This window comes from Pseudoalteromonas sp. Isolate6, assembly GCF_022398435.1.
Classification (GTDB): Bacteria; Pseudomonadota; Gammaproteobacteria; order Enterobacterales; family Alteromonadaceae; genus Pseudoalteromonas; species Pseudoalteromonas galatheae.
In genome coordinates, this window is sequence record NZ_JAKEVK010000016.1 from 1 (window position 1) to 25,317 (window position 25,317).

At 45.7% G+C, this 25,317-nt stretch carries 26 protein-coding genes; 9 read left to right on the plus strand and 17 right to left on the minus strand.

Annotated features, from left to right (window positions below; all coding sequences use genetic code 11):
• Nucleotides 1-57: 57 nt before the first annotated feature.
• The 9 genes from L1D50_RS03770 (at nucleotide 58) to L1D50_RS03810 (ending at nucleotide 10,436) form a co-directional block, all read left to right on the plus strand.
• Nucleotides 58-477 carry a lactoylglutathione lyase gene (locus L1D50_RS03770; RefSeq protein ID WP_239965553.1) on the plus strand — a complete coding sequence of 140 codons (420 nt, stop codon included), beginning with the start codon at nucleotides 58-60 and terminating at the stop codon, nucleotides 475-477.
• A 13-nt stretch (nucleotides 478-490) separates the two neighbouring features.
• Nucleotides 491-1,612 (plus strand): alkene reductase, encoded by a 1,122-nt coding sequence (locus L1D50_RS03775; RefSeq protein WP_128727992.1) that lies wholly within the window; start codon nucleotides 491-493, stop codon nucleotides 1,610-1,612.
• Nucleotides 1,609-2,160, plus strand: coding sequence for a YbhB/YbcL family Raf kinase inhibitor-like protein (locus L1D50_RS03780; protein ID WP_239965554.1), 552 nt, complete (start codon nucleotides 1,609-1,611; stop codon nucleotides 2,158-2,160). Before L1D50_RS03775 ends, L1D50_RS03780 begins: the two co-directional genes overlap by 4 nt.
• Before the next feature lie 2 nt (nucleotides 2,161-2,162).
• Nucleotides 2,163-3,101 carry a polysaccharide deacetylase family protein gene (locus L1D50_RS03785; protein WP_239965555.1) on the plus strand — a complete coding sequence of 313 codons (939 nt, stop codon included), beginning with the start codon at nucleotides 2,163-2,165 and terminating at the stop codon, nucleotides 3,099-3,101.
• A gap of 234 nt (nucleotides 3,102-3,335) precedes the next feature.
• Nucleotides 3,336-4,583, plus strand: a complete 1,248-nt coding sequence (locus tag L1D50_RS03790) for an HlyD family efflux transporter periplasmic adaptor subunit (protein ID WP_239965556.1) — start codon at nucleotides 3,336-3,338, stop codon at nucleotides 4,581-4,583.
• An 18-nt stretch (nucleotides 4,584-4,601) separates the two neighbouring features.
• Nucleotides 4,602-5,309: an ABC transporter ATP-binding protein gene (locus tag L1D50_RS03795; protein ID WP_239965557.1), complete on the plus strand. Its 708-nt coding sequence runs from the start codon at nucleotides 4,602-4,604 to the stop codon at nucleotides 5,307-5,309.
• The gene (locus L1D50_RS03800; protein WP_239965558.1) at nucleotides 5,306-7,693 is read left to right on the plus strand and encodes an FtsX-like permease family protein; all 2,388 of its coding nucleotides are present in this window, start codon (nucleotides 5,306-5,308) and stop codon (nucleotides 7,691-7,693) included. The genes L1D50_RS03795 and L1D50_RS03800 overlap by 4 nt, the downstream gene beginning before the upstream one ends.
• A gap of 68 nt (nucleotides 7,694-7,761) precedes the next feature.
• Entirely contained in the window at nucleotides 7,762-9,132 is a 1,371-nt protein-coding gene (locus L1D50_RS03805; protein WP_239965559.1) for a sigma-54 dependent transcriptional regulator, read from the plus strand.
• 8 nt (nucleotides 9,133-9,140) lie between these two features.
• A complete protein-coding gene (locus tag L1D50_RS03810) occupies nucleotides 9,141-10,436 on the plus strand; it encodes an ATP-binding protein (protein WP_239965560.1) in 1,296 nt (431 codons plus the stop codon).
• A 27-nt stretch (nucleotides 10,437-10,463) separates the two neighbouring features.
• On the opposite strand, the gene L1D50_RS03815 is transcribed toward L1D50_RS03810, so the two are convergent.
• The 17 genes from L1D50_RS03815 to L1D50_RS03890 form a co-directional block, all read right to left on the minus strand.
• Nucleotides 10,464-11,603: a PAS domain S-box protein gene (locus tag L1D50_RS03815; protein WP_239965561.1), complete on the minus strand. Its 1,140-nt coding sequence runs from the start codon at nucleotides 11,601-11,603 to the stop codon at nucleotides 10,464-10,466.
• Between the two features lie 105 nt (nucleotides 11,604-11,708).
• On the minus strand, nucleotides 11,709-12,788 hold the full coding sequence (locus L1D50_RS03820) for a tryptophan 7-halogenase (protein WP_128728000.1): 1,080 nt from the start codon (nucleotides 12,786-12,788) through the stop codon (nucleotides 11,709-11,711).
• A gap of 11 nt (nucleotides 12,789-12,799) precedes the next feature.
• On the minus strand, nucleotides 12,800-14,728 hold the full coding sequence (locus L1D50_RS03825; RefSeq protein ID WP_128728001.1) for a LodA/GoxA family CTQ-dependent oxidase: 1,929 nt from the start codon (nucleotides 14,726-14,728) through the stop codon (nucleotides 12,800-12,802).
• A 273-nt stretch (nucleotides 14,729-15,001) separates the two neighbouring features.
• Nucleotides 15,002-16,012 carry a contractile injection system protein, VgrG/Pvc8 family gene (locus tag L1D50_RS03830; protein ID WP_128728002.1) on the minus strand — a complete coding sequence of 337 codons (1,011 nt, stop codon included), beginning with the start codon at nucleotides 16,010-16,012 and terminating at the stop codon, nucleotides 15,002-15,004.
• 1 nt (nucleotide 16,013) lies between these two features.
• Nucleotides 16,014-16,229 (minus strand): tail protein X, encoded by a 216-nt coding sequence (locus L1D50_RS03835; RefSeq protein ID WP_010378405.1) that lies wholly within the window; start codon nucleotides 16,227-16,229, stop codon nucleotides 16,014-16,016.
• A gap of 25 nt (nucleotides 16,230-16,254) precedes the next feature.
• Nucleotides 16,255-16,686: a phage tail protein gene (locus L1D50_RS03840; RefSeq protein ID WP_010378403.1), complete on the minus strand. Its 432-nt coding sequence runs from the start codon at nucleotides 16,684-16,686 to the stop codon at nucleotides 16,255-16,257.
• A gap of 14 nt (nucleotides 16,687-16,700) precedes the next feature.
• On the minus strand, nucleotides 16,701-19,871 hold the full coding sequence (locus L1D50_RS03845; RefSeq protein WP_239965562.1) for a phage tail protein: 3,171 nt from the start codon (nucleotides 19,869-19,871) through the stop codon (nucleotides 16,701-16,703).
• A gap of 124 nt (nucleotides 19,872-19,995) precedes the next feature.
• Nucleotides 19,996-20,121 carry a hypothetical protein gene (locus tag L1D50_RS23385; protein WP_017218950.1) on the minus strand — a complete coding sequence of 42 codons (126 nt, stop codon included), beginning with the start codon at nucleotides 20,119-20,121 and terminating at the stop codon, nucleotides 19,996-19,998.
• A gap of 5 nt (nucleotides 20,122-20,126) precedes the next feature.
• Nucleotides 20,127-20,384 carry a phage tail assembly protein gene (locus tag L1D50_RS03850; protein ID WP_010378399.1) on the minus strand — a complete coding sequence of 86 codons (258 nt, stop codon included), beginning with the start codon at nucleotides 20,382-20,384 and terminating at the stop codon, nucleotides 20,127-20,129.
• A gap of 3 nt (nucleotides 20,385-20,387) precedes the next feature.
• Nucleotides 20,388-20,897: a phage major tail tube protein gene (locus L1D50_RS03855; RefSeq protein WP_010378397.1), complete on the minus strand. Its 510-nt coding sequence runs from the start codon at nucleotides 20,895-20,897 to the stop codon at nucleotides 20,388-20,390.
• On the minus strand, nucleotides 20,897-22,060 hold the full coding sequence (locus L1D50_RS03860; protein ID WP_128728006.1) for a phage tail sheath subtilisin-like domain-containing protein: 1,164 nt from the start codon (nucleotides 22,058-22,060) through the stop codon (nucleotides 20,897-20,899). The genes L1D50_RS03855 and L1D50_RS03860 overlap by 1 nt, the downstream gene beginning before the upstream one ends.
• Before the next feature lie 135 nt (nucleotides 22,061-22,195).
• Nucleotides 22,196-22,531 carry a GPW/gp25 family protein gene (locus tag L1D50_RS03865; protein ID WP_017218947.1) on the minus strand — a complete coding sequence of 112 codons (336 nt, stop codon included), beginning with the start codon at nucleotides 22,529-22,531 and terminating at the stop codon, nucleotides 22,196-22,198.
• Between the two features lie 6 nt (nucleotides 22,532-22,537).
• Entirely contained in the window at nucleotides 22,538-22,840 is a 303-nt protein-coding gene (locus L1D50_RS03870; RefSeq protein ID WP_239965563.1) for a PAAR domain-containing protein, read from the minus strand.
• Nucleotides 22,841-22,846: 6 nt separating this feature from the next.
• Nucleotides 22,847-23,584: a phage baseplate assembly protein V gene (locus L1D50_RS03875; protein ID WP_239965564.1), complete on the minus strand. Its 738-nt coding sequence runs from the start codon at nucleotides 23,582-23,584 to the stop codon at nucleotides 22,847-22,849.
• On the minus strand, nucleotides 23,581-24,159 hold the full coding sequence (locus L1D50_RS03880) for a hypothetical protein (protein WP_239965565.1): 579 nt from the start codon (nucleotides 24,157-24,159) through the stop codon (nucleotides 23,581-23,583). Before L1D50_RS03880 ends, L1D50_RS03875 begins: the two co-directional genes overlap by 4 nt.
• Nucleotides 24,160-24,237: 78 nt before the next feature.
• Nucleotides 24,238-24,474 (minus strand): phage tail assembly chaperone, encoded by a 237-nt coding sequence (locus tag L1D50_RS03885; RefSeq protein ID WP_239965566.1) that lies wholly within the window; start codon nucleotides 24,472-24,474, stop codon nucleotides 24,238-24,240.
• Between the two features lies 1 nt (nucleotide 24,475).
• Nucleotides 24,476-25,315 (minus strand): hypothetical protein, encoded by an 840-nt coding sequence (locus L1D50_RS03890; RefSeq protein ID WP_239965567.1) that lies wholly within the window; start codon nucleotides 25,313-25,315, stop codon nucleotides 24,476-24,478.
• Between the last annotated feature and the right edge of the window lie 2 nt (nucleotides 25,316-25,317).

Below are 25,317 nucleotides of genomic sequence, written 5' to 3' on the forward strand. Positions count from 1 at the left end.
AAACAAATAGACTGTTCTCAACGCATAAATCGCTAACACCAATGGAGGTAACACACCATGCAGTTAGATCACTTTTTGTTTAGGGCACATGACATGGCAAAGATGGCAACCTTTTTTGAGCAGGTGCTTAGGCTTAAAGAAGGCTTACGTCCACCTTTTCCATTTCCAGGAAAATGGTTCTATGGCGACCAACAGCAACCTTTCATTCATCTGGTTGAACAATCACCACATACCCAAGCACAGGCTGAATACCTTGGCTCTGTGCAAAACACAAGCGTGGGTACTAGCAACATAGATCATATTGCATTTCGTGGTGACGATTACCCTGGGTTAATCACCCGATTAGAGCGTTTTGGCGTTCGCTACGTGGAACGAGATGTCCCCGTTAGCAATGAGCACCAAGTTTTTATCTTTGCACCTGAATCTCTAAAAATTGAAGTGCTATTTCCACGCCACATCAACTCACTTGTCCAATAATTAGGAGAATACTATGTCTGATCCATTATTATTTACGCAGAAAAAACTCGGTAATTTAATCTTACCAAACCGCATTTTGATGGCACCAATGACCCGCTCTCGAACAACACAACCGGGAGATATTCCAAACCAGTTGATGGCAAAGTACTACGCCCAACGCGCTTCGGCAGGGCTTATCATTAGTGAAGCCACACAAATCTCTTGTCAGGGCAAAGGATATTCATTTACTCCCGGAATTTATACTGCTTCGCAGGTTGCTGGATGGAAAGAAATCACCCATGCAGTCCAGCAAAAAGGTGGCCGTATCTTCTGTCAGCTTTGGCATGTCGGTCGTATGTCTCACTCCACTTTTCATGAAGATGGCCAACCCGTCGCCCCCTCAGCACTCGCGCCCGACGCGCAAGTGTGGGTGGTCAATGAGAAAGGAGTGGGTGAAATGGTCGATTGCCCAACACCACGCGCACTGGCAACCCAAGAAGTACAGAGCATAGTCGAAGATTATGTCCATGCGGCTGAGAATGCCATGATCGCAGGGTTTAATGGCGTCGAGATCCACGCTGGTAATGGCTACTTAATTGACCAATTTTTACGCCGCAGTTCTAATCTACGTCATGATCAATATGGTGGCTCGAAGGAAAACCGAATTCGCTTTGCGGTTGAAGTTATCACCGCGATTAGCCAAGCAATTGGGGCTGAAAAAGTAGGGATCCGATTAGCACCTTTTATTACTCAACGTGGCATGCAAGACGAAGAGGCCATTGATACTATCTTGCTCGCCGCGGAGCACTTTAACCGCTTAGGCATTGCCTATGTGCACTTAGCCGAAGCGGACTGGGATGATGCGCCAGTCGTGACGGAGAGCTTTAGGCAAGCACTAAGAAGAAAATTCCACGGCGCCATTATTGTGGCGGGAAATTACGAGCCAGAGCAAGCCGAAGCCCTTATTGAACAAGGCCTAGTCGACTTTGTGGCTTTTGGTCGCAAATTTATCTCCAACCCAGATCTCGTATACCGTCTGACTCATCAATTACCTTTGAGTCCAATCAACCCTGATGCGCCTTTGTTTGGTGGTAGCGAGCAGGGCTACACCGACTATGCAGATTTTCAACAATTAAGAGCAAAAGGTGCAATATGAAGCCATTATTACTGAATTTTTCCCTAGCCTCCATGGCATTACTTGGTGCAACCAATGCAATTTCAGCACCTGAGTTTACATTAGAAAGCCCAGATCTTGTTGCCGAAAAATCTATTCGGCCATTTCAATACTGGGATCAATTTGGCTGCGAGGGTAACAGCACACGGCCAACCTTAGTTTGGTCAAATGCACCTAAACAAACCAAGAGCTTTGCGGTGACGTTTTACGATCAAGACGCGCCAACCGGCAGTGGATTTTGGCACTGGCAAGTCTATAACCTGCCCAAAGACACAACTAGGCTTGCAGAAACTTTACCAAGCCAAGCCGTTGAAGGTAATACGGATTTAGGAAAGCCTGGGTACTTTGGCCCGTGCCCGCCTATTGGTCGCAAACATAAATACACCTTTACCGTGCATGCACTAGATGTAGACACACTCCCCGTGCCAACTGGTGCAACGGCACCACTTACTGGATTTTTTATCCACCAGCATAGCTTAGCGCAGGCAACACTTTCTGTGTATGCCGGCCCAAGAGCCGCTGGAGAATAACCATGTGTACTACATTGACCACAAGTGTTCGAGCACTACTAACAGCAATCGCCCTGCTTACAGGCACAGCCCACGGCGTCGAAGTAGAATCTGGTCATTACTGGCCTGATGATGCTCAATTGGTGATCTCTATCTCCATGCAGTTTGAAGCAACCGCGCAAGACCCAAGCGATCCAGGGCCATTTCCTCAGCAAGAAGCGGGCTACCCCGACACCATCGCTCCTACTTGGTATCAGTACGGTATGAATGAAGGGATCCCAAGATTGCTCAAGCTTTGGGACAAGCATAACATCAAAGTGACGTCCCACATGGTAGGAAAAGCTGCTGAGCTTAACCCTAAACTTGCCAAAATGGTGGCAGAAAAAGGGCATGAAATTTCAGGCCATGGACAAAGCTGGACACCACAATATTCAATGACCCCCGAAGAAGAACGGGCGTCTTATATTCACAGTGCAAACGTGCTTGAAAAGATCACGGGACAAAGACCAAAAGGCTTTAATGCATTTTGGATGCGCCACTCTGAGCAAACATTAACTATTTTGCAGTCCCTTGGCTTTGTCTACCATATTGATGATTTATCTCGGGATGAGCCTTCGTTTACTCCCGTGAATGGCAAGCCTTTCGTAGTTGTCCCCTACACCTTTAGAAACAACGATATAGTGCGCTACGGTGGCAGCTCTGCAATGACAGCAAAAGCCTATTTACAAGAGTTAAAGGACGAGTTTGATGTGCTTTATGAAGAAGGAAAATCCCAGCGCCGGATGATGTCTATTAGTGCACACGACAGGCTCGCAGGCAGCCCTGCTCGCGTAAAAGCACTTGACGACTTTATTCGTTACGCTAAATCGCATCCAAAGGTTAAGTTTATGCGCAAAATAGACATAGCGAAATGGACCCTAAAGCAGCAAGACGTACCAATCAACCCAAAACGTGTGTTTTAACAAATAATAACGCTGCAATTCATAGGCTCTTTTGACGAGCCTATTTTCTTCTGCACACTTACAAATACAATCGTGCTTCCCAAAACCACAATTTTTATTTTCGAAAACGCAAAAAGCACTCCTTCCCTGCAAACAGATAAGAGCAAAAACTCAATAATTTCAATAAATTAAAATTTGGCATGCGACTTGTTATCTACTGAGTATTACAATCTTCATTCCACTAGAGATATCAACATGGATATACAAGTCGAACATAAAAAGCGCAACAAGATTAACTGGTTGTGGGCTATTGGCGGAACTGTTTTCGCCGTAGTTATTATATGGCTGCTAATACAACCCTCAGCGCAGGCATCTTTGCCTATGGCAAAAACATGGATTGCGGAGGTCCAGCAAGGGGATTTAGAGGTCAGTGTATCTGGATATGGTCAGCTTAAATCGAGAACGCCGCGTTTGATAAGTGCCGCAAGCGATGCCACGGTTGAAGAAATTTTGCTGCGCCCAGGTGCACAAGTTAACCCCGACAGCATCATCATGAGGTTACAAGATGCAAATTTGGCCCAATCTCTAAAAGATGCCAAACGCAGTTTGGCGCAATCACAAGACCAATATCTACAGCTCGATATCAATCAACAACGAGAATTGCTGTCTCATCAAGCGGATTTAGAAATTCTGAGATCTGAGTTAGAAAGTGCCGAGCTGGAGGTTACCGCTCAAGGAGAATTGGTTGAAGATGGAGTTGTTTCTAAACTCGACTACCAACGCGCGGTACTTACCCATCGTCAGTTGAAACGCCGCATTAATATAGAGCAGCAGCGAATAGCGCAATTACAGACCTTACACAAAGCCAATCTACAGCTTGCGCAGTCGAATATTGATGCCAGTAATGAAGCATTTTTATTGGTACAAGATAGGGTAAATAAGCTCACGGTACGGGCTGGGATCAAAGGGGTCTTGCAGCAACTTCATGTGGAGCTTGGACAAAGCGTGTCTCTTGGCACTCAATTGGTGTTGGTTGGCAGCACTACCGATTTATATGCGCAACTGCAGATCCCACAAGCCTATGCTCAGCAAATAAAGTTGGCTCAGCAGGTGAGCATCAATACTCGTAACGACTTAATTGAAGGCCAAGTGTCGCGCATTAATCCAATGGTACAAAATGGCAATATTGAAGTTGAGGTGACACTGCCTAAAAGCCTGCCCGCGAGTGCTCGTCCCAAACTAAATATTGAGGGGAAAGTCTCTATCGACAAATTGAGTTCCGCACTGTTCATCGACAAACCCGTCGGTGCAAAACCTTATAGTCAAGCAACCTTATATCTTGTTGATAAAGAAAAACAACAAGCCCGTGCAATTCAAGTACACTATGGCGCAGAAACGTCACAGCACATTCAGCTGCTCAGTGGCGCTTCGACAAATCAGCAGTTTATTTTGTCGGATATGGCATCTTATGCCAATACACCCGTAGTGACTTTGAGCAAATAACAAACCAAAGGAAGAACAATGAATAATAAACATGTTATTGAACTTAAAAACATCACTAAAAAGTTTGTCCTCGGCGGAATGGAAACACTGGCACTGCGTGGCGTGAATCTGAATGTGACTCAAGGCGAATATCTGTCAATTTCAGGTCCATCGGGCTGCGGCAAGTCAACACTTTTAAACATTCTTGGTTTATTAGACAGCCCAAGTACCGGTACCTACACAATTGCGGGTAACGATGTCAGTAACCTTGACGTCAACCAAAGAGCCACACTAAGAAATAAACATATTGGTTTTGTATTTCAGTCATTTAACCTTATCGATGAGTTGAACGTCTTTGACAATGTCGCCTTACCCATCAAGTACAGTAGCACTGCACTCTCAAATACTGCGTTAAAAGAACGGGTAATGACTTGCTTAGAGTTAGTACAAATGACCCATAGAGCAGAGCATAAGCCCAATCAACTTTCTGGCGGGCAGCAACAACGTATCGCCATTGCCAGAGCGCTCGCCAATCAGCCAGATATTTTGCTTATTGATGAACCTACAGGAAACTTGGACTCAAAAAATGGCGATGCCGTAATGAAAATGCTGAGCGACCTAAACGCCCAAGGCACAACCATGTGTATGGTTACTCACGACCCTAGGTATGCAGACATGGCAAAACGTAAACTATTCTTGTTAGATGGGGTGATGGTAGATGAAATGAATTTGGAGATGGTGGGATGATAAAAGAGGAATTTAAGCTCGCACTGTCAAACCTTAGGAAGCTTCCGGGATTTAGTCTTACCGTGCTTTTCACCCTAGCATTAACCTTAGCAGCACTGACGGTGGTGATTAATATCAATCATAGACTGATCACACAACCGCTTCCCTACCCTGATGCAGACAAGCTGTGGGTGACCGATCAAAGCGAAACCATTAATGGAGAAACCCAATATGGATTCCAACTGCTCTCTACCCAGTTTCGACTATATCAAGATAAGCAATTTATCGACAAAATGGCGATGATGCACTTGGTATCATCTCGTTTTATGGACATTAAGGATATGCCCACGGTAGACATTATTCGAGTGACTCCCGAATTCTTTGAGTTGTTGGGTACTCCATTGCACCTTGGTCGCGCGCTAAAAAAAGATGAAGGTGTCAGCGACGAACAAAAAGTCTTGGTACTGAGTTACCAGTCTTGGATAACGCATTTTAATGCCAACCCAGATGTCGTTGGTAGCTACACGAGCATCAATCGTGAGCGCTATCAAATTATCGGAGTAACGGGAGAAGCGTTTGAAGTGCCTGAAATCTTTGGTGGCTTCCCCGTTAGCGGTTTTAGTAGCTTTCCGGAGCCTGTCACCACTACATCGCATTGGAATAGTATCAGTAGTGAATTTAACGGCATCGCTCGGCTTAAAGCGGGTGTAAACATAGAGCAGATGAATCATGCGCTGGGCGAGCAAATTAACACGCTTTACCAATCCCGTGAGAACGTAGCGCCCGACACGCGAATTGGCGCTAAGTTTACACCACTGCGCGACAAAATCGTTGCACGAAGTGATGAACTAGCAATTACCTTATTATTTTCAGCTGCAGTTTTGGTGCTCATTGCCCTGACTAATGTGGTTAATTTATTTCTCTCAAGAGCTGCGCAAAAACAGCGCACCATAGCAATTCAAGCGGCACTGGGGGCAAAGCCTACTCACATTTTTGTCAGTATGTTTTGTGAAAGCGTGCTGTTAGTGGGCGCAGCCACTATACTCGGATTATTGCTTGCCGAGTGGTTGAATGTTTGGTTAGCAAACGACTTGAGCTATTTATTTAGTCGCATGCAGAGCTTAACTCTGGACTGGCCGACCATCGTGGTTGCTTGTGCACTGAGTCTGATAATATCGCTTCTCATCGCCTGGTTTACCAGTAAACAAGTAAACTATCATGCACTGACAGATGCGCTACACAGCAGCGGTAAAGGCACTGGCGCGCAAATTTCCAAGCGTACTCGTCAAGTGTTGGTGGCATTACAAGTGTGCTTTGCCAGTATTTTACTCTTTCTTGCAGCCAACAAATTAATTCCCGCATACGCGCAAATGACTCATCCCACAGGGTTTAATACTGAGCATTTGTACTATGTCCGTATTGATGGCAGTGCCACAGAAATAGATAGCTTTGAGCTAGGCAAACAAATCAAACAGCTTTTAGCCAATCAAGCAAGCATCGCATCGGTCTCAGCAAGTTACACTTCACCGCTACAAATGGGGTGGCAAAACTATTTGTATGATCAAAATATTGCGCTGATCGGTATCGTCAGTTTGTCCTTTTACGACGAGGACGGTTTCACTGCGCTTTCACTGCCACTTGAACAAGGAAGCCGATTTACACCGATCATGGCATCAGGCTCAGACAACAATGAAATAATTCTCTCGGCCTCACTCGCTAAGCGTTTGTACAAAGATGAAAATCCAATCGGTCAAACCCTCTATGCAGACAGAGAAGAGCCAAGAAAAGTGGTTGGGGTTGTAAGTGATATTTACGTGCCTACAGGCAACCGAGGCTATACCTTAGAGCGCTATTACTTGCCTGTCACTGAAGGCAGCACATCTTTTATTATCAAAGGGAATTCTGCACTGTCAAAAGTCCAATTAACTCATGCTCTCAAGGCCATTCATCCGAGTCTAAACTTTGCTTTCTTTGAGCCTGTAGATGACATGCTCACCCAGAGGTTAAGACAAACTTGGCTGCAAGCAATGTTGACTGTTGCCCTATTAGCCCTTACCTTAAGCCTAGCTGGTGCTGGGATCTACGGCGTGCTCAACTACAGTGTACAAATGCGTCGCTATGAGCTTGGTATTCACATGTCATTGGGTGCACATACACACAAACTGATATCACAAGTGCTCAAGCAAAGTCTAACACCTGTAATGATTGGCCTTGGAGTGAGTGCATTAGCCATTGCAATCGGGTATGGAATTTTGACAAAGATAAGCACAGATACTATTTCCGTGAGCTGGTTCGCCGTAACCGTGACAATCCCTATCATGCTGCTGATCGCGCTCATCGCAAGCTATTTACCTGTGCAAAGAGTGATAAGCCAAGATCCCATTAAAGCGCTAAGAAACGAATAAGTTAATAATAACAACAGGAATGCGTAGGCAAAGCGTGGCGTTTAATCTCACTTTGCCTACAACACACTATGCAAGGTTCAATTTTAATTGTTGATGACAAGGCCGATATCCGCCTTAGCTTACAGTTTTTACTAAAAAACCACGGTTTTACCATTTTCCAAAGTAGTAGTCTTGATTGTGCCGCTAAGCAGCTCAATGCGAACGACATTGATATTGTACTGCTAGACATGAACTATGAATTCGATACAACATCCGGCGATGAAGGCCTCTCTTTTTTGAGTCAATATGCAAGCCAAAGTAGCGCAACATTTATTGCGATGACCGCTTGGTCTAGCGTCGAACTCGCCGTCGAAGCCATGCAGTGCGGCGCCAAAGACTTTTTTGCCAAGCCTTGGGACAACCACGCCGTGGTAACGATGGTGAAAAAGCATTTAGGGCTAAAGCAAATCGCTGCAAAACAACAACCTGCTTCCTCCCAACAAACCATAGCTAAAATAGCGTCAAATGTAGAGCCAGCTGAAGCGTTACTCTGGTTAAGCCCCACGATGCAAACACTAAAAAGCCAACTTGACCGTATTGCAAAAACCAAAGCGAATATATTGCTTAGAGGGGAAAATGGGACAGGAAAATCACAGATTGCCAACTATATCCACCAGCAAAGCAACATCAAAGGCAACTTTGTGAGCACCAATATGGCTGCCATTCCAGAGTCATTGTTTGAAAGTGAAATGTTTGGCCATGTGAAAGGTGCGTTTACTGACGCTAAACAGGATAGACAAGGCCGTTTCTCAATGGCTGAGCAAGGGACTTTATTTTTAGATGAGGTAGGCACTCTCACTGAGTCTCAACAAGCGAAGCTACTACGAGTATTAGAAACAGGGGAATATGAAGCCGTTGGCTCAAGCAAAACGCAGCATGCAAGCTGTCGAATTATTAGTGCAACTAATGCAGATTTAGAATCGCAACAACAAGCAGGTCAATTTCGTAGTGATCTATATTTCAGACTAAATACAATGGAGTTTGAGATCCCACCACTGCGCTTGCGTCGCACTGAGATAATTCCGCTGGCCGACTTTTTTATTCAAAAGCACGCAACGGCCTATGAATTAGACGTAAAACCCTTGTCTCACGCAGCGCAAACAAGACTACAAAGTTACGCATTCCCAGGTAATATCCGTGAACTTAGCCATATGATGGAACGTGCGATTTTGCTGTGTGATGGCACTGAAATTGAACAAAGCGCGCTTTCTTTTAAATCTGTAGCAACCACAGAGCAGAGCGAGCCTGAAATGATGACGCTAGATCAAGCCGAGCAAAAGTTGATTAAAATGGCGCTGTGCCAATGCCATGATAATGTGGAAGATGCTGCGGTTTTACTTGGGATCAGTAAAAGTGCCCTATATCGTCGCCTTGATAAATTCGATATCAAAATGCGGTGAGCTTGCCTATGAAAAAGCCTAACTTTGAACAGACTATCGAGATTTTTTGCCTGATTATTTGGCTTCTGTTCGCCGTACTCAGCGCTTTTTTTATGGTCACCCTTGAGGTCTCAACACTCAGTGTTATCACCTACTTTTTCCTTGTCCTTTGTCCGCTCGCACTGCTGTTGTATCATTTTAAACAGCGCCTGATACAACCTTTTTATCACCTATCAACCACCATAGAGGCTATCAAAAACGAAGAGTATGGGCAGCGCTTTTACACCTCTGAAAGCTCAGGCATTCTTCACAGTTTGCAGCAAGAAACACAGCAATTATGTCAGCAGCTGCAATCATTCAAATCAGAGCGAGACCACCAAGCCATATTACTATTTAGACTCATTGAACAACTGCCCAGCCCCATCGCAATTTTCGATAACAATACTGCATTGGTGCATGCCAATGAAGCCTTCTCAAATTGGATAGGGAAACCATGGCAAAGCCAGCGTTTATTAAAAGCGCATAAGTTTAGCCTTGAGTATCATAGTGGACATTGGCGCTTTAACCACTCCACCTTAAGTGATGAGTGGCAGCTTCGCTATAGCGAGCTTACCATTGCAGGTATGCAGGCGCACTTAGTGATCCTGACCGATGTGCAAGCAGTTGTCAGTCAAGCTCAGCGCGACGCTTGGCAAAAAATGATCAGAGTGCTCAGCCACGAAATTCATAATTCCCTCTCGCCAATTAAGTCACTGGCTCAAACCTTGATAGAAATTCCTACCACGCAAGAGAATCAAGCCGATTTTGAACAGGCGCTTGGCGTAATTGTGCAGCGCAGCGATGGCCTGATGTCATTTGTTAATCGCTATGCAAGCGTTGCAAAACAGCATCAACTTGATATAGAAACGATATCCATAAATGACTTACTAACGCCGCTAGTAGGGCTTTTCGACAATCGCGTGAGATTAACCATTGAACAGGACTTTACGCTGCAAATTGATCAAAGCTTACTTGAGCAAGCGCTTGTAAACCTGATTAAAAATGCCTTAGAAGCTGGGGGGGAGAACAATGCTGTTTACGTCAAAGCGTATCACAATCATAAATTCGCAGGTATTGAAGTACTCGACGAAGGGCATGGAATAAAAAACGCTGACAACCTATTTGTACCTTTTTACACCACTAAAGCAGCGGGTAAAGGGATTGGGCTCATCTTAGCTAAAAACATTGTTGAACAACATAACGGAAAACTGAGCTTAACCAATCGTAAAGATGCGCAAGGTGCAATTGCTCATATTCAGCTTCCACTGATGGCAGTAAGTACGTGAGTGTTCACTGCCACCTCTAGGCGACATTTATTGAGACATTTTAAGCATCGCAATCAACTGACGACCAGCGGCAATGGTATTGGTTTCACCACTATAGATGTTGTCGCATTCTTTCGATTCAAACACTTCTTTAATCCAAACAAACAAATCTTTATTAAACATTACCAGCATTTCGACAGGAATATCTTTATCATGCAAATGTGCCGTTAAACATTCTGCAACCTCATCAATTAATAACGCGCCATCGTTAAACTCAACACAAAAATATAAGCTATTGGCCAGTTCTTTATACAATTTAACGATAAGTTCAATACGTTGCTGCGAATAGCCATTTGCTTGGACAAGCCCAACTTCAGCATCCACTTCATCCATCGCTTCGAGTAGACAAGCTACATCATCGAGCTCTATTGGACACTCAAGCCAAAACTCGCTTGCGGATTCAGGCTCTTTTTGCAATTTACTTGAAAACGCTCCGAGGTCGTCTGGACCCATATCAAAAAAAGCATCATCAAATAAGTCATTCGCTTCTTCTGAGCGCAAATTGCCATTAAGTATTTTTTCATTTTTCTTAAGCTCTTCGAGGGTTTCATCGAACAATTCTATTGCTTCTGACGATGCTTTTCTTTTGTCTCTTTGACGGCGGGCCTCCGGTCCTACAAATTCCTGATTATGCGAGATTTTAAAGTAAAACTTCTTAAAAACCTCCGTTGACTCTTGGATTTGCTCAGCGAGTCGGCGCAGATTAGTTAAGTCTTTTTGCATGGAAATATAATGTGTCACCTCCCCTTGCTCATTTCGAATAGCCGATATATTCCACTCTACCGGATACATACTGCCATCTTTACGATAGTTGATTGAGGAGCCGTAGAAAAAGCCGTCGCGTTCAAGGGCATCACTTAATTTAGCAATGACGTTTTTATTGCTTTTAGGACCTTGTAAAATCGCAGGAGAACTACCTATAAGTTCCGCGAGATCATAACCGGTATGTTTGCAAAAATTTTTATTAGCGTAGACGATGCGGTAGCCATTTTTCCTATCTGCATCGGTGACAACCACCGCATGGTGAGAATGCATAAGTACTTGTTTTAATAATTCTATTGCTGAGGTTTGCTTTAGTAACTGGCTGAAAAACAAGGTTTCTTCTATGTTGTTTTGCTGGATAGACATTTTGCTTCCCTAAGCCTTGCGAGGCTTATTAACACGTATTTAAACAGTAGCTCAATTATTATTACCTGCTACTTTTTTAGCACCAAAACATAGTAATAATACGTGTTAACTGATCAACTTTGATCCCTCATAAAAGTGCTGCCGATGCTCAAGGTAGCGCATCCACACTCTATCCATTTGCGACTGATATAATTTTGCGCCATGTTTGTAATCCGTACCGTGCAACAGCAGCATATCCGCAAGTTGCATGCTGCTGGTCATGGCATGCAACATACCTTGCGAAGAGAGCGGATCGAAGCTCATGCTCGCATCACCCACCGCATACCAGCCTTTTGCTGCGCAACTATCCAAACGGGCCGAATTTGCACTTACCATTGGGTGCAGGTGTGCTGTTTCTATATTCACCAAGTCCACTAAGGTGTTAAATCCCCTCACCTGCTTTACTTTGGCTAAAAAATCTCGAGCGTTGGTGATGTTGTACTTTTTGATCGCATCAGCGCAAGCCTGCCAAGAAAACACCCGAGGCTGCATATTAGGATCGAGTGAAGAGCATGCCGCGCTCGGCGCACTATACCACCAGCCATTTTCTTCATCGCTTATCACCGCAAACTGTTTCGTCGTGGCAACCTCTGCGGTAAGCCACAGTGCCATTTGCTTATCAAACTGTTGTAGTTTTGCACCGAGTCGCCTCGCCAGATGACAGGCGCGACCGGTGGCATCAATAAGCAGTGTTGTCGTGATAGACATGTCAGTGTCGCGGCCTTCAACCCTAACTTGCCAACTTGATTGTGTTTGCACCACATCAGTGAGCTTTGTAGAAGATAACAAAGGGATACCACGAAGCACTAATTGATCACGAAGCTGCTGTTCAAAATGCTGCCGATGAATGTGCCACCCCAAACCATCGGGGTTTTTAACGTTATCCACTATAGTAGGCGATTCACTACCCCAAAACGAAATCATACCGTGACAAGTGAGATGCTCCGGGCTTTGTAGTAAGTGCAACAAGTTAAGCTTTTTGAGAATTCTAGACGCCGCTGGCGGTAAACACTCGCCTACTTTGTCTTTGGCTGCGGCGAGCTTATCGACTACTATCACCTGGTAGTGAGGGTGCAAAGCAAGTGCAGCAATGCATCCTGCAATGCCTGCACCTACAATGACAATATCCGATTTCCTTTCAGCCATATTAGCCCTTATTATTTGCGATTCCGACGATGTGCTTTGTCGGTTTGTGACAAATCAGGACGACAATCTCGCATGCTTTCGTTATTATCCGCAGCCAGCAGTTTTTCCGCTTTGACTGGTGTTAACCCTACTTGCATGGTGGTTGGAAAACCAGTTACGCCTTTTTCTGTCTTCGGTAATACCACCGCCAATTGACCAAACCCAGTGATCATACTGTTGATCTGCTCGATATAGTTGGTTGAAGGGCCTATCGGCAAATCGTTTAGCCACAGCTCCCGGTCATTAAATGCTGCTTGTCGCTCTGCAAATGGCTTTGTTTCATCGACTACTCGGTGATAATTTTGCTCGCTAAGCATATTATTTGGCACTCGTGCAGGCCAAAAGGTCGGTAAATAAGGGTCGTACGCTTCATTGTAGCCATCACGACAACTCGCGGTGTCTGTTTGCCAAGGAATGGCCATCCAACGTGTAATGCCACCAGCAACCTGCCCCGTTTTTAACGGCCCGCTCGAATGCAGCGCGATTTCTGATGTCATTTCCACGCCATAATTGGTGCCGTGGGTCGGTGCAGTATCCTCTGAATGCTTAAGACGGAAAGCCTCGCTATACATGCCTGCTGTACGCATTGGCCAAGTCATTTCACATCCAGGGTGGAAAGCATCCGCTAAACAGAACTCCATCGCCGCCTTGGTTAACATATCAGGCTGCTCAGCAACTGGTATTTCATCAATGCTGGCTGGGGGGCGATAACAAGGGTCGTAATCAGAATCAAATTCGCCATTCGACCACTGCTGTAACATATTCAACTGAATTTCTGTCAGGGTGACAAACTGCCTTGGCGAGTCATCGGCATCTACACTCATCGCATCGCCGTACAACCAAGGCCACAACTGCGGAGCGGTAGCGGCAAATTTAGGGTTCCAACTATGTTTTTCATCCGCTGTGGTGACTTTTTCTATCTGTCTAAAGTTATTAAAGAGATTACGTCTTACTTCTTGCCATGTGCGTGAGTTGTCATTTAAACGGCTGATCCAAGTCTCTGAAGTAAAATCAAAGGGGCTATTCCAGCCAAATCCTGCGGCAAATCCCGCATTAACCCATTGTAAATCGGTTAACCTTTGGAAAATCGGCAGAATGTCTTTACTAAAGGAAGGCTTACCCTTAGGTGCAGGTAGCATCTTGGCGTCAACTGCAACCTGACGCATTAAATCCCACATGGTTCGCGGAGATTTTTGCATTGGTGCGTAATCTGGTGGCGCACAAATAACCCATGCAGGTTTCACATCAAGTGCTTTGCCTTGATATTTCACCTCAGCAGTTACCGGGCCGTCCGAAGTATCGTCGTACCAGCCTTCATTATTACCGAACGTGATCGCTTCGTGGCCTTGAGGATTTTCTGACACCCCGTGCCCACCAAGCATCAGTAAGCGGCCCTTATCATCGGTACGCATTTCGCCTAAGTACACTTTTTTACCGGCAAAACATCCTTCAAAGCGACTACAACCGCACCCAGAAGCAATACCACTGATCTGCTGCGCCCCACCATCAATGAGCAAGCTGTTACGGTCGTTTACATTGAGGTTGCGTAGTAAACTCGGCTCGGCTTCAGCCGCCTCTGGAATATCCAACGCTAATTGAAACTCATACCAAGATGCTTTTTGATTAGCCAAGCGAGCATGCCAAATGATAGAAGCACCGTCGTCGCAAGTGAGCTCTTTAACGATGTTGCCCTCGGCGTCCAATCCATAAATACGAAAACGCGCAGCTTGGCGCTTCAACGCCCCCGTGCTATCGCGATAGTAATTCATATCTCTTGGAATGGCGGTATCGACCTCAGGACCAATAAAAAATTCATCTGGGCTATTACCAACCCGCATTACTCCAATGGGTGGGTATATCGCAGCTGAAACAATGGGATTTTGATTGCAGTGATGTGACATGTTGTAATCCTTTTTGCAGTGGTTCAATTCATGAAGCATTACTGCAGTGTAGAAGCTATTTCTGACTTACACCATTACATCAAATTACAGGTAGGAAAGAGGCCAGAGCCTCAAAATGAGGATGGCCCACATGGAGAAAGGGTATATCTCACCTATGATGGATGAGATAGAAGTACACCCTGTGCGGGACACAGGGAGAAAGGAAAAAATTAAGGAAGGAAGCGCTCAACGCGATAATCGCTGACGCCTAATATAAAAAGTGTGGGATTTAACTTAACCTAATGCTTCGCATACTAAATAGCTTTTAAAGCCGGCGTGATTAATTACATGTTTGACCTCACAGACAAACCAGTCGCCGTTGAGGTTATCATCAACCTCTTCGATAGTTATCACGCCACCTGCTAATAAATTAGGGTCGCCAACCACACAAAGCTGCACACTGGTATGCGCTCGATTTAAACGCTGTAACATGGCCGTCGCCGCGGTTTGTGCTTCGGCTTCATTAGGATAAACGTAAGAGAGTGTAGTATTAGGTGAACCGCCACCGACACTTACCAATGTTTTTTGCGCTAACGCTTTATCGTAAAAATACGCCTGCACCCCTTTAACTAACTTGTTGTGGTTAGCATTAAGCTGCCATGAAACCAGCTGCTTTTTACTTACCGTCACGCTAGGTAAAGCTTTGCCAGTTAACGACTTTCCGGTGCCTTTAGCCATAAAGATAAGCTTGTCATCCGCAATCTTCATGATTGCGTCAAACTGTACAGCAAGCTTGCTTAGCAATTGCATATCGCTTTCACTTTGCTCAATGTGCGGTATTTCTCGGCCCTGAAAAGCATCGCCTATTTTTGCCTGTAGCCCATACTCACCAGCAATGTCTTGAATAAGTTTGTCCAGCATCAGCGGCTCATCCTTCCCCTGCTCTGGCCATGAGCGTATTTTTAACGCTTTAAAATCTTGATCCCACAGCACTTTATTACCATAAAATGTCAATGAGCGATTGGGGCCAGTCAACTCATAAGCGCCCACTTCGAAAATACCTAATTTGGTTGAAGGAGCACTCTGATCTTTGGTGCCTTCTTTATATCCCATCGCAATTTCTAGTTGATCCGTTGGTGCGGGTAAGGCAATGGGCGCGTCAGCCAAATTGTCAAATCGTACATAGCAGGTATCACTCGCCAGTCCGGTGCGTGTTGTAACACTGAGCTCAGCCAAGCGGTTCTTCAGTGTTTTTGATACCTCATTGCCATTTGCTTTAATAGAATAATGCGGTTGTAAGTCCATATTAATCCCAAATATTGATCACTTTAGACACAGTAGGTTTTGCGATTTCGGGAAGAAAAATACTGATCTGCTCCGAATAAATTGGACCAAGCTCTGCCAAGCCATGATTGGCTTCTAGCACCTTTTCTACCATGCCACTACTGCGGCCATAGTGCTTAAAACAGATGAGATCGAGACAATCACCATCTCGCGTAATATAAGTTACCCCTTTGCTCATAACGACTCCTTAGCATCCAGCGCGCTTAATAGCGGCTGAGCTCCATTGAAAATTGGATTTCTCGTGGGATCCCATCATTAAAAAATAAGGTCCGCGTTTCACTTATCCGTTTGATGACCCACTTACCCATCACGCGCCCTACGCTTGGACTAGATTTCCCACTTTCTTCAACATAGCCCAGCGTCATCGGCTCCCCTTTGGCGGCTTCATCTCTCATCATGTCTAACTGCTTCAAGCCGTTATCCACAATTTGCGGGAAGATCACCCCTTCAATGTTTAAGGTTTGCTCTCCTACACCAATAAATTGCATCGGCGGAGAGTCCTTATCAGTCTGAGATTTGTGGGCTTCCCAGCGATATTGAGAATCGTACTGGAGCTTATTAAACGCTGCGGTGCTTACTGAAAACTTGTAGTCTCCCAGTTGCATCATATGTTTAGCATGATTAACTTTGCTCATTTAGTCCTCTATCGTTATGCCACTTGATTGTAATATCGCGCACTAAGCTCTTGCTCTGCTTGTTGCTGCTGCTGATCCAACATTTGCTTCACTTGCTGCGCAACCTCATAAGCCTGTTGGCCATCTTTTGCATTGACTGTGATATTGGCGTTCACTGTTACCGATGCTGCGCCCGGTTGTGGTGCCGATGAATATTCAGATGCTTTATTCGCACTCACATTCAGTTGATTTAAACTATTTAGATCCGGTGCTTTAGACTCATTGGTAGCTGATGTTTTGTCCTCGCTAAACCAGCTTTTAATGGCATCACCAACCATGTTGTTGGTAAGGTAACCCGCCATAGGGGCCGCCATTCTCACATAGGGATTTTTGCTTTTTGAAAGTGCACCTGATACCGCATCAGCAGAAAACATACCGCCCAGCGTGCTACCAATGCCAGCCGCTTTTTCTTTAACAGAAAGCCCATCATTATTGAGCGTTTCCCATACTGTGTGTGCGTTTAGCGCTCTACCAGCCAAATCACCCGCCTTGCTGACGCCGTGTATTTTGCCGGTTGTCATCCCTTGATTAGCAGCAAACGCAGCAGCCGTGCCGGTGGCCAAATTCAGCTCATTAATGACATTATTTTTAACAAAGTCGAGCGCATTGTTTTTAGTTGCTTCACCACTTTGAGGCGTACTAATCGCAGCCGTTTTGTTGTCCGTTTGCGCAACGTTTTCATCGCCTTTTGATAACCAACCGCCGAGGGTGTCGCTAATTAAGCCCAGTGGTCCCATGGTGGCAAAACTCGTTGCGCTATCGAGCAAGCGCTCTGTCACCGAAGGGCTCGAGGTACCTGAAGCTGAGTCCTGAGCATCGTCAGAGAACCAACCACCAAGTTTGTCACCAAACCAACCACCGATTGACTCACCGCCCATCGCGCCGAGTGCACCACCGACTAAGCCGCCAATTGCAGTGCCAACCACAGGAACAACCGAGCCAATTGCCGCGCCTGCTGCGGCGCCCGCGAGTGCGCCGCCAGCGCCACCCGCAGCCGCTCCAACCTGAGTGGTTTTTTCTTTCGTCGTTAACGTGTCATCAGTTAATGCCGTGAATGCATCGAATGCACCTAACGCCACGCTAAGCGGTGCAGCCGCACGCCCAAGTAACTTTTTAGACCCCTTGAATAACTGACCAAGTTTGCCACCTTTAGCTGGAGAGAAACTACCAAGCTTTTGATAACTAGCATCATTTGCGGCAGCCATCATTTTGACTTTTTTGGCTTTTGCTTTGGACATTGGTTGCGATGCTTGATTATCTAACTGTGTTTTTACGCTAGGGGCTTTCCCGCCGTCTAACAGTTTCAAAGCGGGTTTATTGGCGCTTCGTTTGTTGACTTTGCGCGGCTTGTTGCGCGGCTTGTGCTCGCGATCCGCCGACGTTTCTTGTTTATCCGCTAGATTGGAAGACTTAGCTCGCTTGTTGCGCTTTCTGCCTCGCTTCTTGCGTCCTTTTTTACGCGTAGATTTCTTCTCTTCAACATCACCTTCTAACTCAGCAAACGACTCGGATAAATCATCGCTAATACCGTCTAATCCAAACTCACCAAATAAATCTGGTAAGCTGTTGGTAAGAGAAGATAGATCTCCCTTGAGAACGCCTTTTAAATCAATATTGGAGAGTAGATCAGCGTGTTGCTCTAGTACACTTGCCGCATCGTTTAGCCCAAATGCACTTAACAGTTCAGGCCCTGCACTTACAAGGGACTTGATGTCGCCCCCCAAAATCGCGTCGACATCCAGTTTTTCTAATGCCGGTAATGCGCCTTCGAGTACGCCAGCTGCACCGTCTAATTCAAATGCCTTTAGTAATGAAGGACCTGCCGCCATAAGGCTCGATACGTCACCGCTGGCAATTTGCTTGAGATTCAGTTGTTTTAAGCCAGGAATCGCAGCTTGTAGCTTATCCGCTGCATCGCCAAGTTCAAATGCTCTAAGCACTTCAGGTGCGGCATCCACTAAGCTGCTTAGCTCACCATCCATTAAGCCCTTAAAATCGAGTTTTTCAGCGATAGGAAGAACTGAACCAAAAGCCTGCGACGCACCCTGCATATCCAATGCATCTAATAATGCCGGAGCACTTTGTAGCAACGACTGGATATCACCATCCGCAATTGCTCCTAAGTCCAATTGTTGTAGTGCTGGCAAAGCCGCAGATACTGAGTTTGCAGCACCATCAAGTCCAGCCGCCTCAAGTAAGTTTGGTAATGTTGCGGCCAACGACCCCAGCTCACCATTAGCAAGCCCGGCTAAATCAAGTTGTGCAAGCGCCGGAATTTCTTGTGCGAGAGTTTGGTTCAATGCCTTAAGATCAACGGCTTCTAGCAAGCTTGGCAAAGCCTGCTGCAAACTTTGTAAATCGCCTTGAAAAAGTCCTGGAATATCCAATTGGTTCACAGCTGGCGCAAACTGCGTTACCACGTTTGCCGCATCGTCAAAGCCAAATTGAGTCAATAACGCAGGAGCAGCTTCTGTTAGTGAACCAAGCTCTCCTTTGAGTACCTCTGCAAACTCAATATTGCTCAACAAATTGCCTGTTTCGAGCAGTTGCTTTGGCAAATCAGCCAAATCTAAACTCAATGCAAAGTCCGGCAAAGCTTGACCCAATGACGCTGCATCTAGGCAAAATTGCTGCTGAGCATCGATTACAGATTGGCTTTGTTTGGATGCATTTGTCGCGGCAGTCACGGCTGGTGCAACGGAAATTGCGTTAAAAAGTGAAGGAACGTGTTCGGCTAATGCCGCCAATTCAACTTGTACGGTTTGGCTTGCGGCGCTGAAATCCAGTTCTGCAACCCGTTCAGACAAGCCGCTTATCGCATGCTGTAAAGAATCGGGCAACGCCAACATGACCTGCTCAGCCTGCTGAACCAGCTGGCTACTAGGCACAGCTTTTTCACCAGTTGCAGGTGCCTGAAACTCAGGTACTGAGAACGAAGCCTGTGGACTTAACACCGCGCTGGCATTAAGTTGAGTCATGATGGAGATTAATTGCTGGATCTGCGCACTAGTCGCTGAATTGGCATTGAGCTTTGCAACTAGACTACCTAAATGTGCAACTTGGTTAGCAAGCGAAGTTACCTGTGGCAACTTATTTTTGACTTTGTTCGCCTCTCGTGAACGAACCTGTTTACCTTGTTTTGTCATGGCGTTACCTGAGGAAAATAGAGAAAAGTGAAACGCTTTAGCTTAAGCTGAGGCCTAAGCTAAAGCGTCTAAAAGTATGGAAATGCGCCCCCTAAAGGATTAAGGGGCGGTTGCGGTCATCGGTTTAGCCCGCTTCTGTCGCTTGTTTGTAATCAAGCGCTGCTTCAAACCACTCGATGAGTTCGTCTTCGGTCAGCGCGTTGAGTTCGGCCAAGCCCCAGCCAGTATATTTGGCCAGAGCGATAACCATGGCTTTTAAGCGCTTTGGCGGGACACGAGAAAAGCTTGTAGCGTTTCTCGCAGCTTCACAAAATCACTCCAATCAAGCTCTTCGATGATATCTGGAGAAACTTCGCATAAGTGCGAGAAATAACGAATTTCGCTTTCTGACTCGCTGATATCCGCTCTATCCACCATTAACCGATCGCGTACTTTTGGTCGTCTCATTGTCAGTTCTGCATACTCATGCCCATCGACCGTAATTGGGAATGCTAAGGTAATGATTTCTTTCATGGATTAAGCTCCGATTGCTGCGCGAAGTGCTGCCATTTGGTCCTTACCATTAACGGTACGAACGTCGTTGTATAGGTCAATTTCGTAAATTACATCTTGACCGATCTGTAGTTTGTACTTCTGAATTGCATATTGCAGCGTTAGCTTAGCTTCCTCGCCGTCTTTCCAGCTGCCCATATCCACTTCTTTGAAGAAGCCTTCAAGCGTTACCACTACGGGCACTGGCGCTTCGCCTTGCGCTTGGATAGCACCACGAGCCGTTAATGGCGTTGTTGCACCGCTCCAATCGCCAAGTAGCTTCATCATGTCAGCGTTGTATTCAAGTAACGTGATTGTGCCTTCTAGCTTTTCAAGTTGGCCAACATCAAGCTCAACCGGCGCTTGGAAACCCGACGTCACTTCGCGAGTTTTTACGGTTACTTTTGGTAGCTGGATTTCATCAGCAATACCTAGATAGCCTTTACCGTCTACAAACAGCTTGAATTTTTTAAGAATTTTTGGAGAGATTGCCATTATACGATTTCCTCTAGGTAGTTGTTAGTTAGAATACTCTTGAAGGTGATGTGCTCAGCCGGTGTTGGCGGCGTGAAGTCAAAGCTAAAATACACTTTACCCGCTTGAATATTGGCCGGTGTGTTTAACTCTTCGTCAGCCCAAATTTGACCGCCAAGAATTGCACCTTGTGCTTTTAAGCTATCTAGGTATGACTGAACACTTTGCGTAACATCTTCGATGTAAGTTTTGGTGATATTGCGGTCAACCGCCCACATGTGCGCACGCAGTAGTGAGTCGTTGATCATATCTGCGGTACGTACCACTGACAGGAATGCCCATTTAGGGTCGTCAGAACAAGTACGGTTACCCCACAACTTAAAGCCGTTTTGACGAATGATGGTCGACACTTCTTTTTCGTTCAGCATATTCGCACGCGCGTTGGCATCGCCCAGCTGGAAGTCGATTGGACGTGCAGTTGCCACAATACCGTTCATATTGGTATTACTTGGGCTCCACCAAAAGCCTCGGTCGTTGTCCGACTTAGCAATCATGCCCGCAACACGTGCACTTGCAGGTTCAACTTCTGCTTTACCATCGCGGAATACTTTGACATGAGGGTCAACAACGAACACACGGCGCGAACCAAAGTCAGCACGATATGTTTTTGCATCCTCATCGTTTGTATTTGGACCATCTGCAATGATCACCGCACGAAGACGCTCAGCCACGTTCACAAGTTCTGTGATAACTGGGTTACGATTACCTTCAGGGCGTTGATGCGCATAACCTGGCGCCACAAGAATACGTGGTGTTACGCCAAGTACAGACTCAGCACCAAGGAAAGCTTGTACACCTTCATAAGAACCGTCTGCTGCCACACCGCCAACCATGTTTGACATGATTGCCGCTTCATCAGCACCATCGACACGAACCACAACGACTACCGCACCAGCTTGGTCAAAAATACCGTCCATTGCCGCAGGCAGTGTTCCTTCTGTACCCAACGGTGCAGCTTCAGCACGTTTACCAGCAACCAATACAGGTGTGTTAAGTGGAAACTTTTCTGGATCTGCACTAGGTGCAGTACCAATCACACCAATTACTGAGCTTTTTACTGTTTTGATTGGACGCGTGCCGGATTGCGCCTCAATGACTTCTACACCGTGTAGAAATTTTGACATAGTTATCTCCTTTAAAGACATGTCAGTTAGAGAATAAAAAAGGCCATACAAGCTGCCTTGTATGGCCCTAATAACTTCATATAAATTAGAGTTTGTTGACCTTATACCTAACGGGTAAGGTGAATAAAAAATGACTTAGATTTGGATACCCTCGATGGTGACAGGCTCCCCGTTGATTAAATACAATCCTTTTATTTCGATAGACAACTTGCCCTCTCCTGCTGGGTGTACTGCAACACCATCAAGTTGAAAACGTGGCTCCCACTTCTCAAGTGCATTGGCGATGGTCATAGTGATATCCCCTACCAAAGAGTGAGAAAAAGGCCTATCTACAAGCTCATATAAGCCGCAGCCATAATCGCGCCGCATCACTCGACTCCCAAGTGGTGTGGTCACAATATCGCGAATACTCTGTTTTAGATGCTCAACACCACCTAGCGGCTTGCCCGTTTTGGCATTCATTCCTATCATGCTGAGTTACCCTCCTACACTAAATGACGCGACGCCCGCAACTGCAAGCTTGCCACCACAACTGACTGCATCACTGATCCTCGCGACCGCTTTCCCTGCAATGGTGAAGCTACCAGCACCAGCAGCTATCGTGACGCCAACGTGTTTTACTTTTGGATCGGGTGAAAATACATGGTCACTGATGGGATCTCCAACCCTAAGTACCGGCTTACCTGCGACGGTAAAACTCGACTGTGTGGCACTAGCCGTCCCTGGTACAAATTGCGCGTGAACATTTGTCATATCGCCATCCACTGCTATCACTGGCATACCCAATCACTCCTGTGCACTGATGTTTGCGCCGTTTAATTTCAACGTCGCGCTGGCCGCTATTTCAATATTCCCTGAGGTTGAGCTCATGGTTATGCTGCTGCCCTCAAGCGATAGCTCATTCGCTGCTGCCACACTGATATTGTTATCAGCACTTACCACCGCATCATTACCAATTTGCGCAGTTAGATTGTTCGCAACTTGCACGTTAGCATCATTGCCAACGATCACAGTGGCATCGTTACCACACTCAATGTGGATATCGCGCGCCGAGTGCACTTTAATTTGTGCTACCTCATTGCCACTGGTGTTAGGCACATACAAATGGTAAATGTGTTGCTCTCGGTCGTATTCCACCATCGCACCATCCTTATACTTAGTGCGACTCACCGCTTCCCTGTCTGACACCTGCTCATATGCCTCACCAGCACCAAGAACATGATCTTGATGATGGTGTGGTTGCGAGTTGGAATACAAACTGCCAAGTACGACTCCCTGGGAAGTATCTCCACAGGGAGATAACACCATCACTTGCTCACCAACTTCAGGGGCTTGCCAAGTCATATCATGAGCAGCTTGCGCCGTTAGCCAAGGTAACTTTGCCGTGATCCAATCACCCATTTTGACCTTGACGGTCGCCGTTTCGTAGTCCACTTCATGCACCGTTCCTAGGCTAATTAACTTAGTAAGACGCTGCTGTAAGTCGGACATGGCTAAGTCTGAAAAATGTTGATTGGCTATCACGCTATCGGTCCTTCTTCTGGGGTTTTGTAAATTAAGCGATGCTCGCCACCATGAGGTCCAAGATACACTTCTGTCACCTCAACACCGGCCTCCTCGGGATACTCAACTTGGTAATAAAATTGCCAAGTCAGCGTCGCCTTAGCGAGCATTGAATTGACTTGGTTGCTATAACTAAAACTGCTTTTTTCGCAAATAAAGTGTTGCCAAGGGGCGGGCGTTTCGTCCTTTATAATTGAAGCCTCAGCGGCACTGACCAAGTTATCCAACCGCGCTATCAACGCCGAGGGTTCAGCCTCTTCAAGCGCCAGTTCAAGCTGCAACGTCATCACTCGTCTGTCGAGTGCATTTGGGCTCAGGTTTTTATTGTACGCAGGCCCATAAGTCACGCCTTTGTCGGCGCCTTTCGCTTGCAGTTCACTGGCTTGTCGCTCAGCGATTGGGATTAGGGTAAGCTGTGCACGCTCTGTTAAATCCGGTTGTGGCTGGCTTGCTTTTAGTAAATCAACTTGAGCAAGCTCAGACAGACCGGCACTCAGGCACGCCAACACCTTAGCTATCAAGGTTTGTCGATGCATAGTTGTGCTCTCAAATTATAAATTGGCTAGATTAAAAAGCCGAAGATGGACGAAACGCCCGAAAGAAGGTTAGGGATTTTAGAGTTCAGGTTTTGCCGGCCAAACCACTTGCTCCGGAGATTCAAAACTTTGAGGCAAATCTCGCAAAGCCTGACGATAGTCTTTTAAAGACTGAGGTACTTGACCATCCATTTCTTGATACTTTAATGCCATCCAATCCGTAGCTCTGAGGTAGGCATCACGCAAGGCTCGTGTTGTTTCCCATTCATCACATTCCGAAAAATCCGTATCTAGGCTTAATGTATTTACGTCCATTTTACTGCTCCCATGAAGGTTGTGTATGAGTTAAGCGTTCTACGCAAGGTTGACCCTTATCTGAGCTGTATTTTGCACTGACAGCAATAGCTCTCGATGCCCCACAGTGATACCTTGTATCAATTTTTAAGGAGATCCTTGCTACTCCCTTTCCATATCCTTGATTGATTCTCCTAAAAAATATAGGAATAGTTGAACCTTCAAGCTCTTTATCTATTGCAATCTCTTGATCTTCAAAATCAGGTTCTGAAATATATAGCTTTATCGCGCCATTCTGAGATACCTTCTTGATTTCCAGTAAACCGGAAACACAATCATTGCTCGTCGTGCCTGTAAATATAAAGTGATTACCATACCCAGCAGAAGCTATCATCCCTCTATGTGAAATCACACAGTCGATAGAAAACCAGTCACCTATCTCGCCAAAGGTCTGATTAGTACCAGAAGCGTCAAACTCCAACATATTTACGTAATATGGAGGCTTAGGTGTACCACATCTTGGAAAGTCAGAGTCAGGACCTGTTGCGTCTGAAGAATAACTACCAGCACTTAAGTAACCTCGAAAAAAGAAGCTCTTTTCATTACCATTCACAGTAACTGGCAAACCGTTAATTTCTTGAGTATATTGACCTTTCCATTGATTAAACTGTTCTTCGGCTTGCTCTAATTGATTATTAATACTCGTAATTTCACCAGCTACCTCATTTTTCGTATGTGTAACTGTTTCTGATAAAGTACTTTGAATAATCCCAACCTGATCTTCAACGGTTTGGCACAGTGCATTGGCACGTGTGGCAACCTGGCTCAGGCGCTCCGTCATGGTTAAATTGTCATTTGACATAG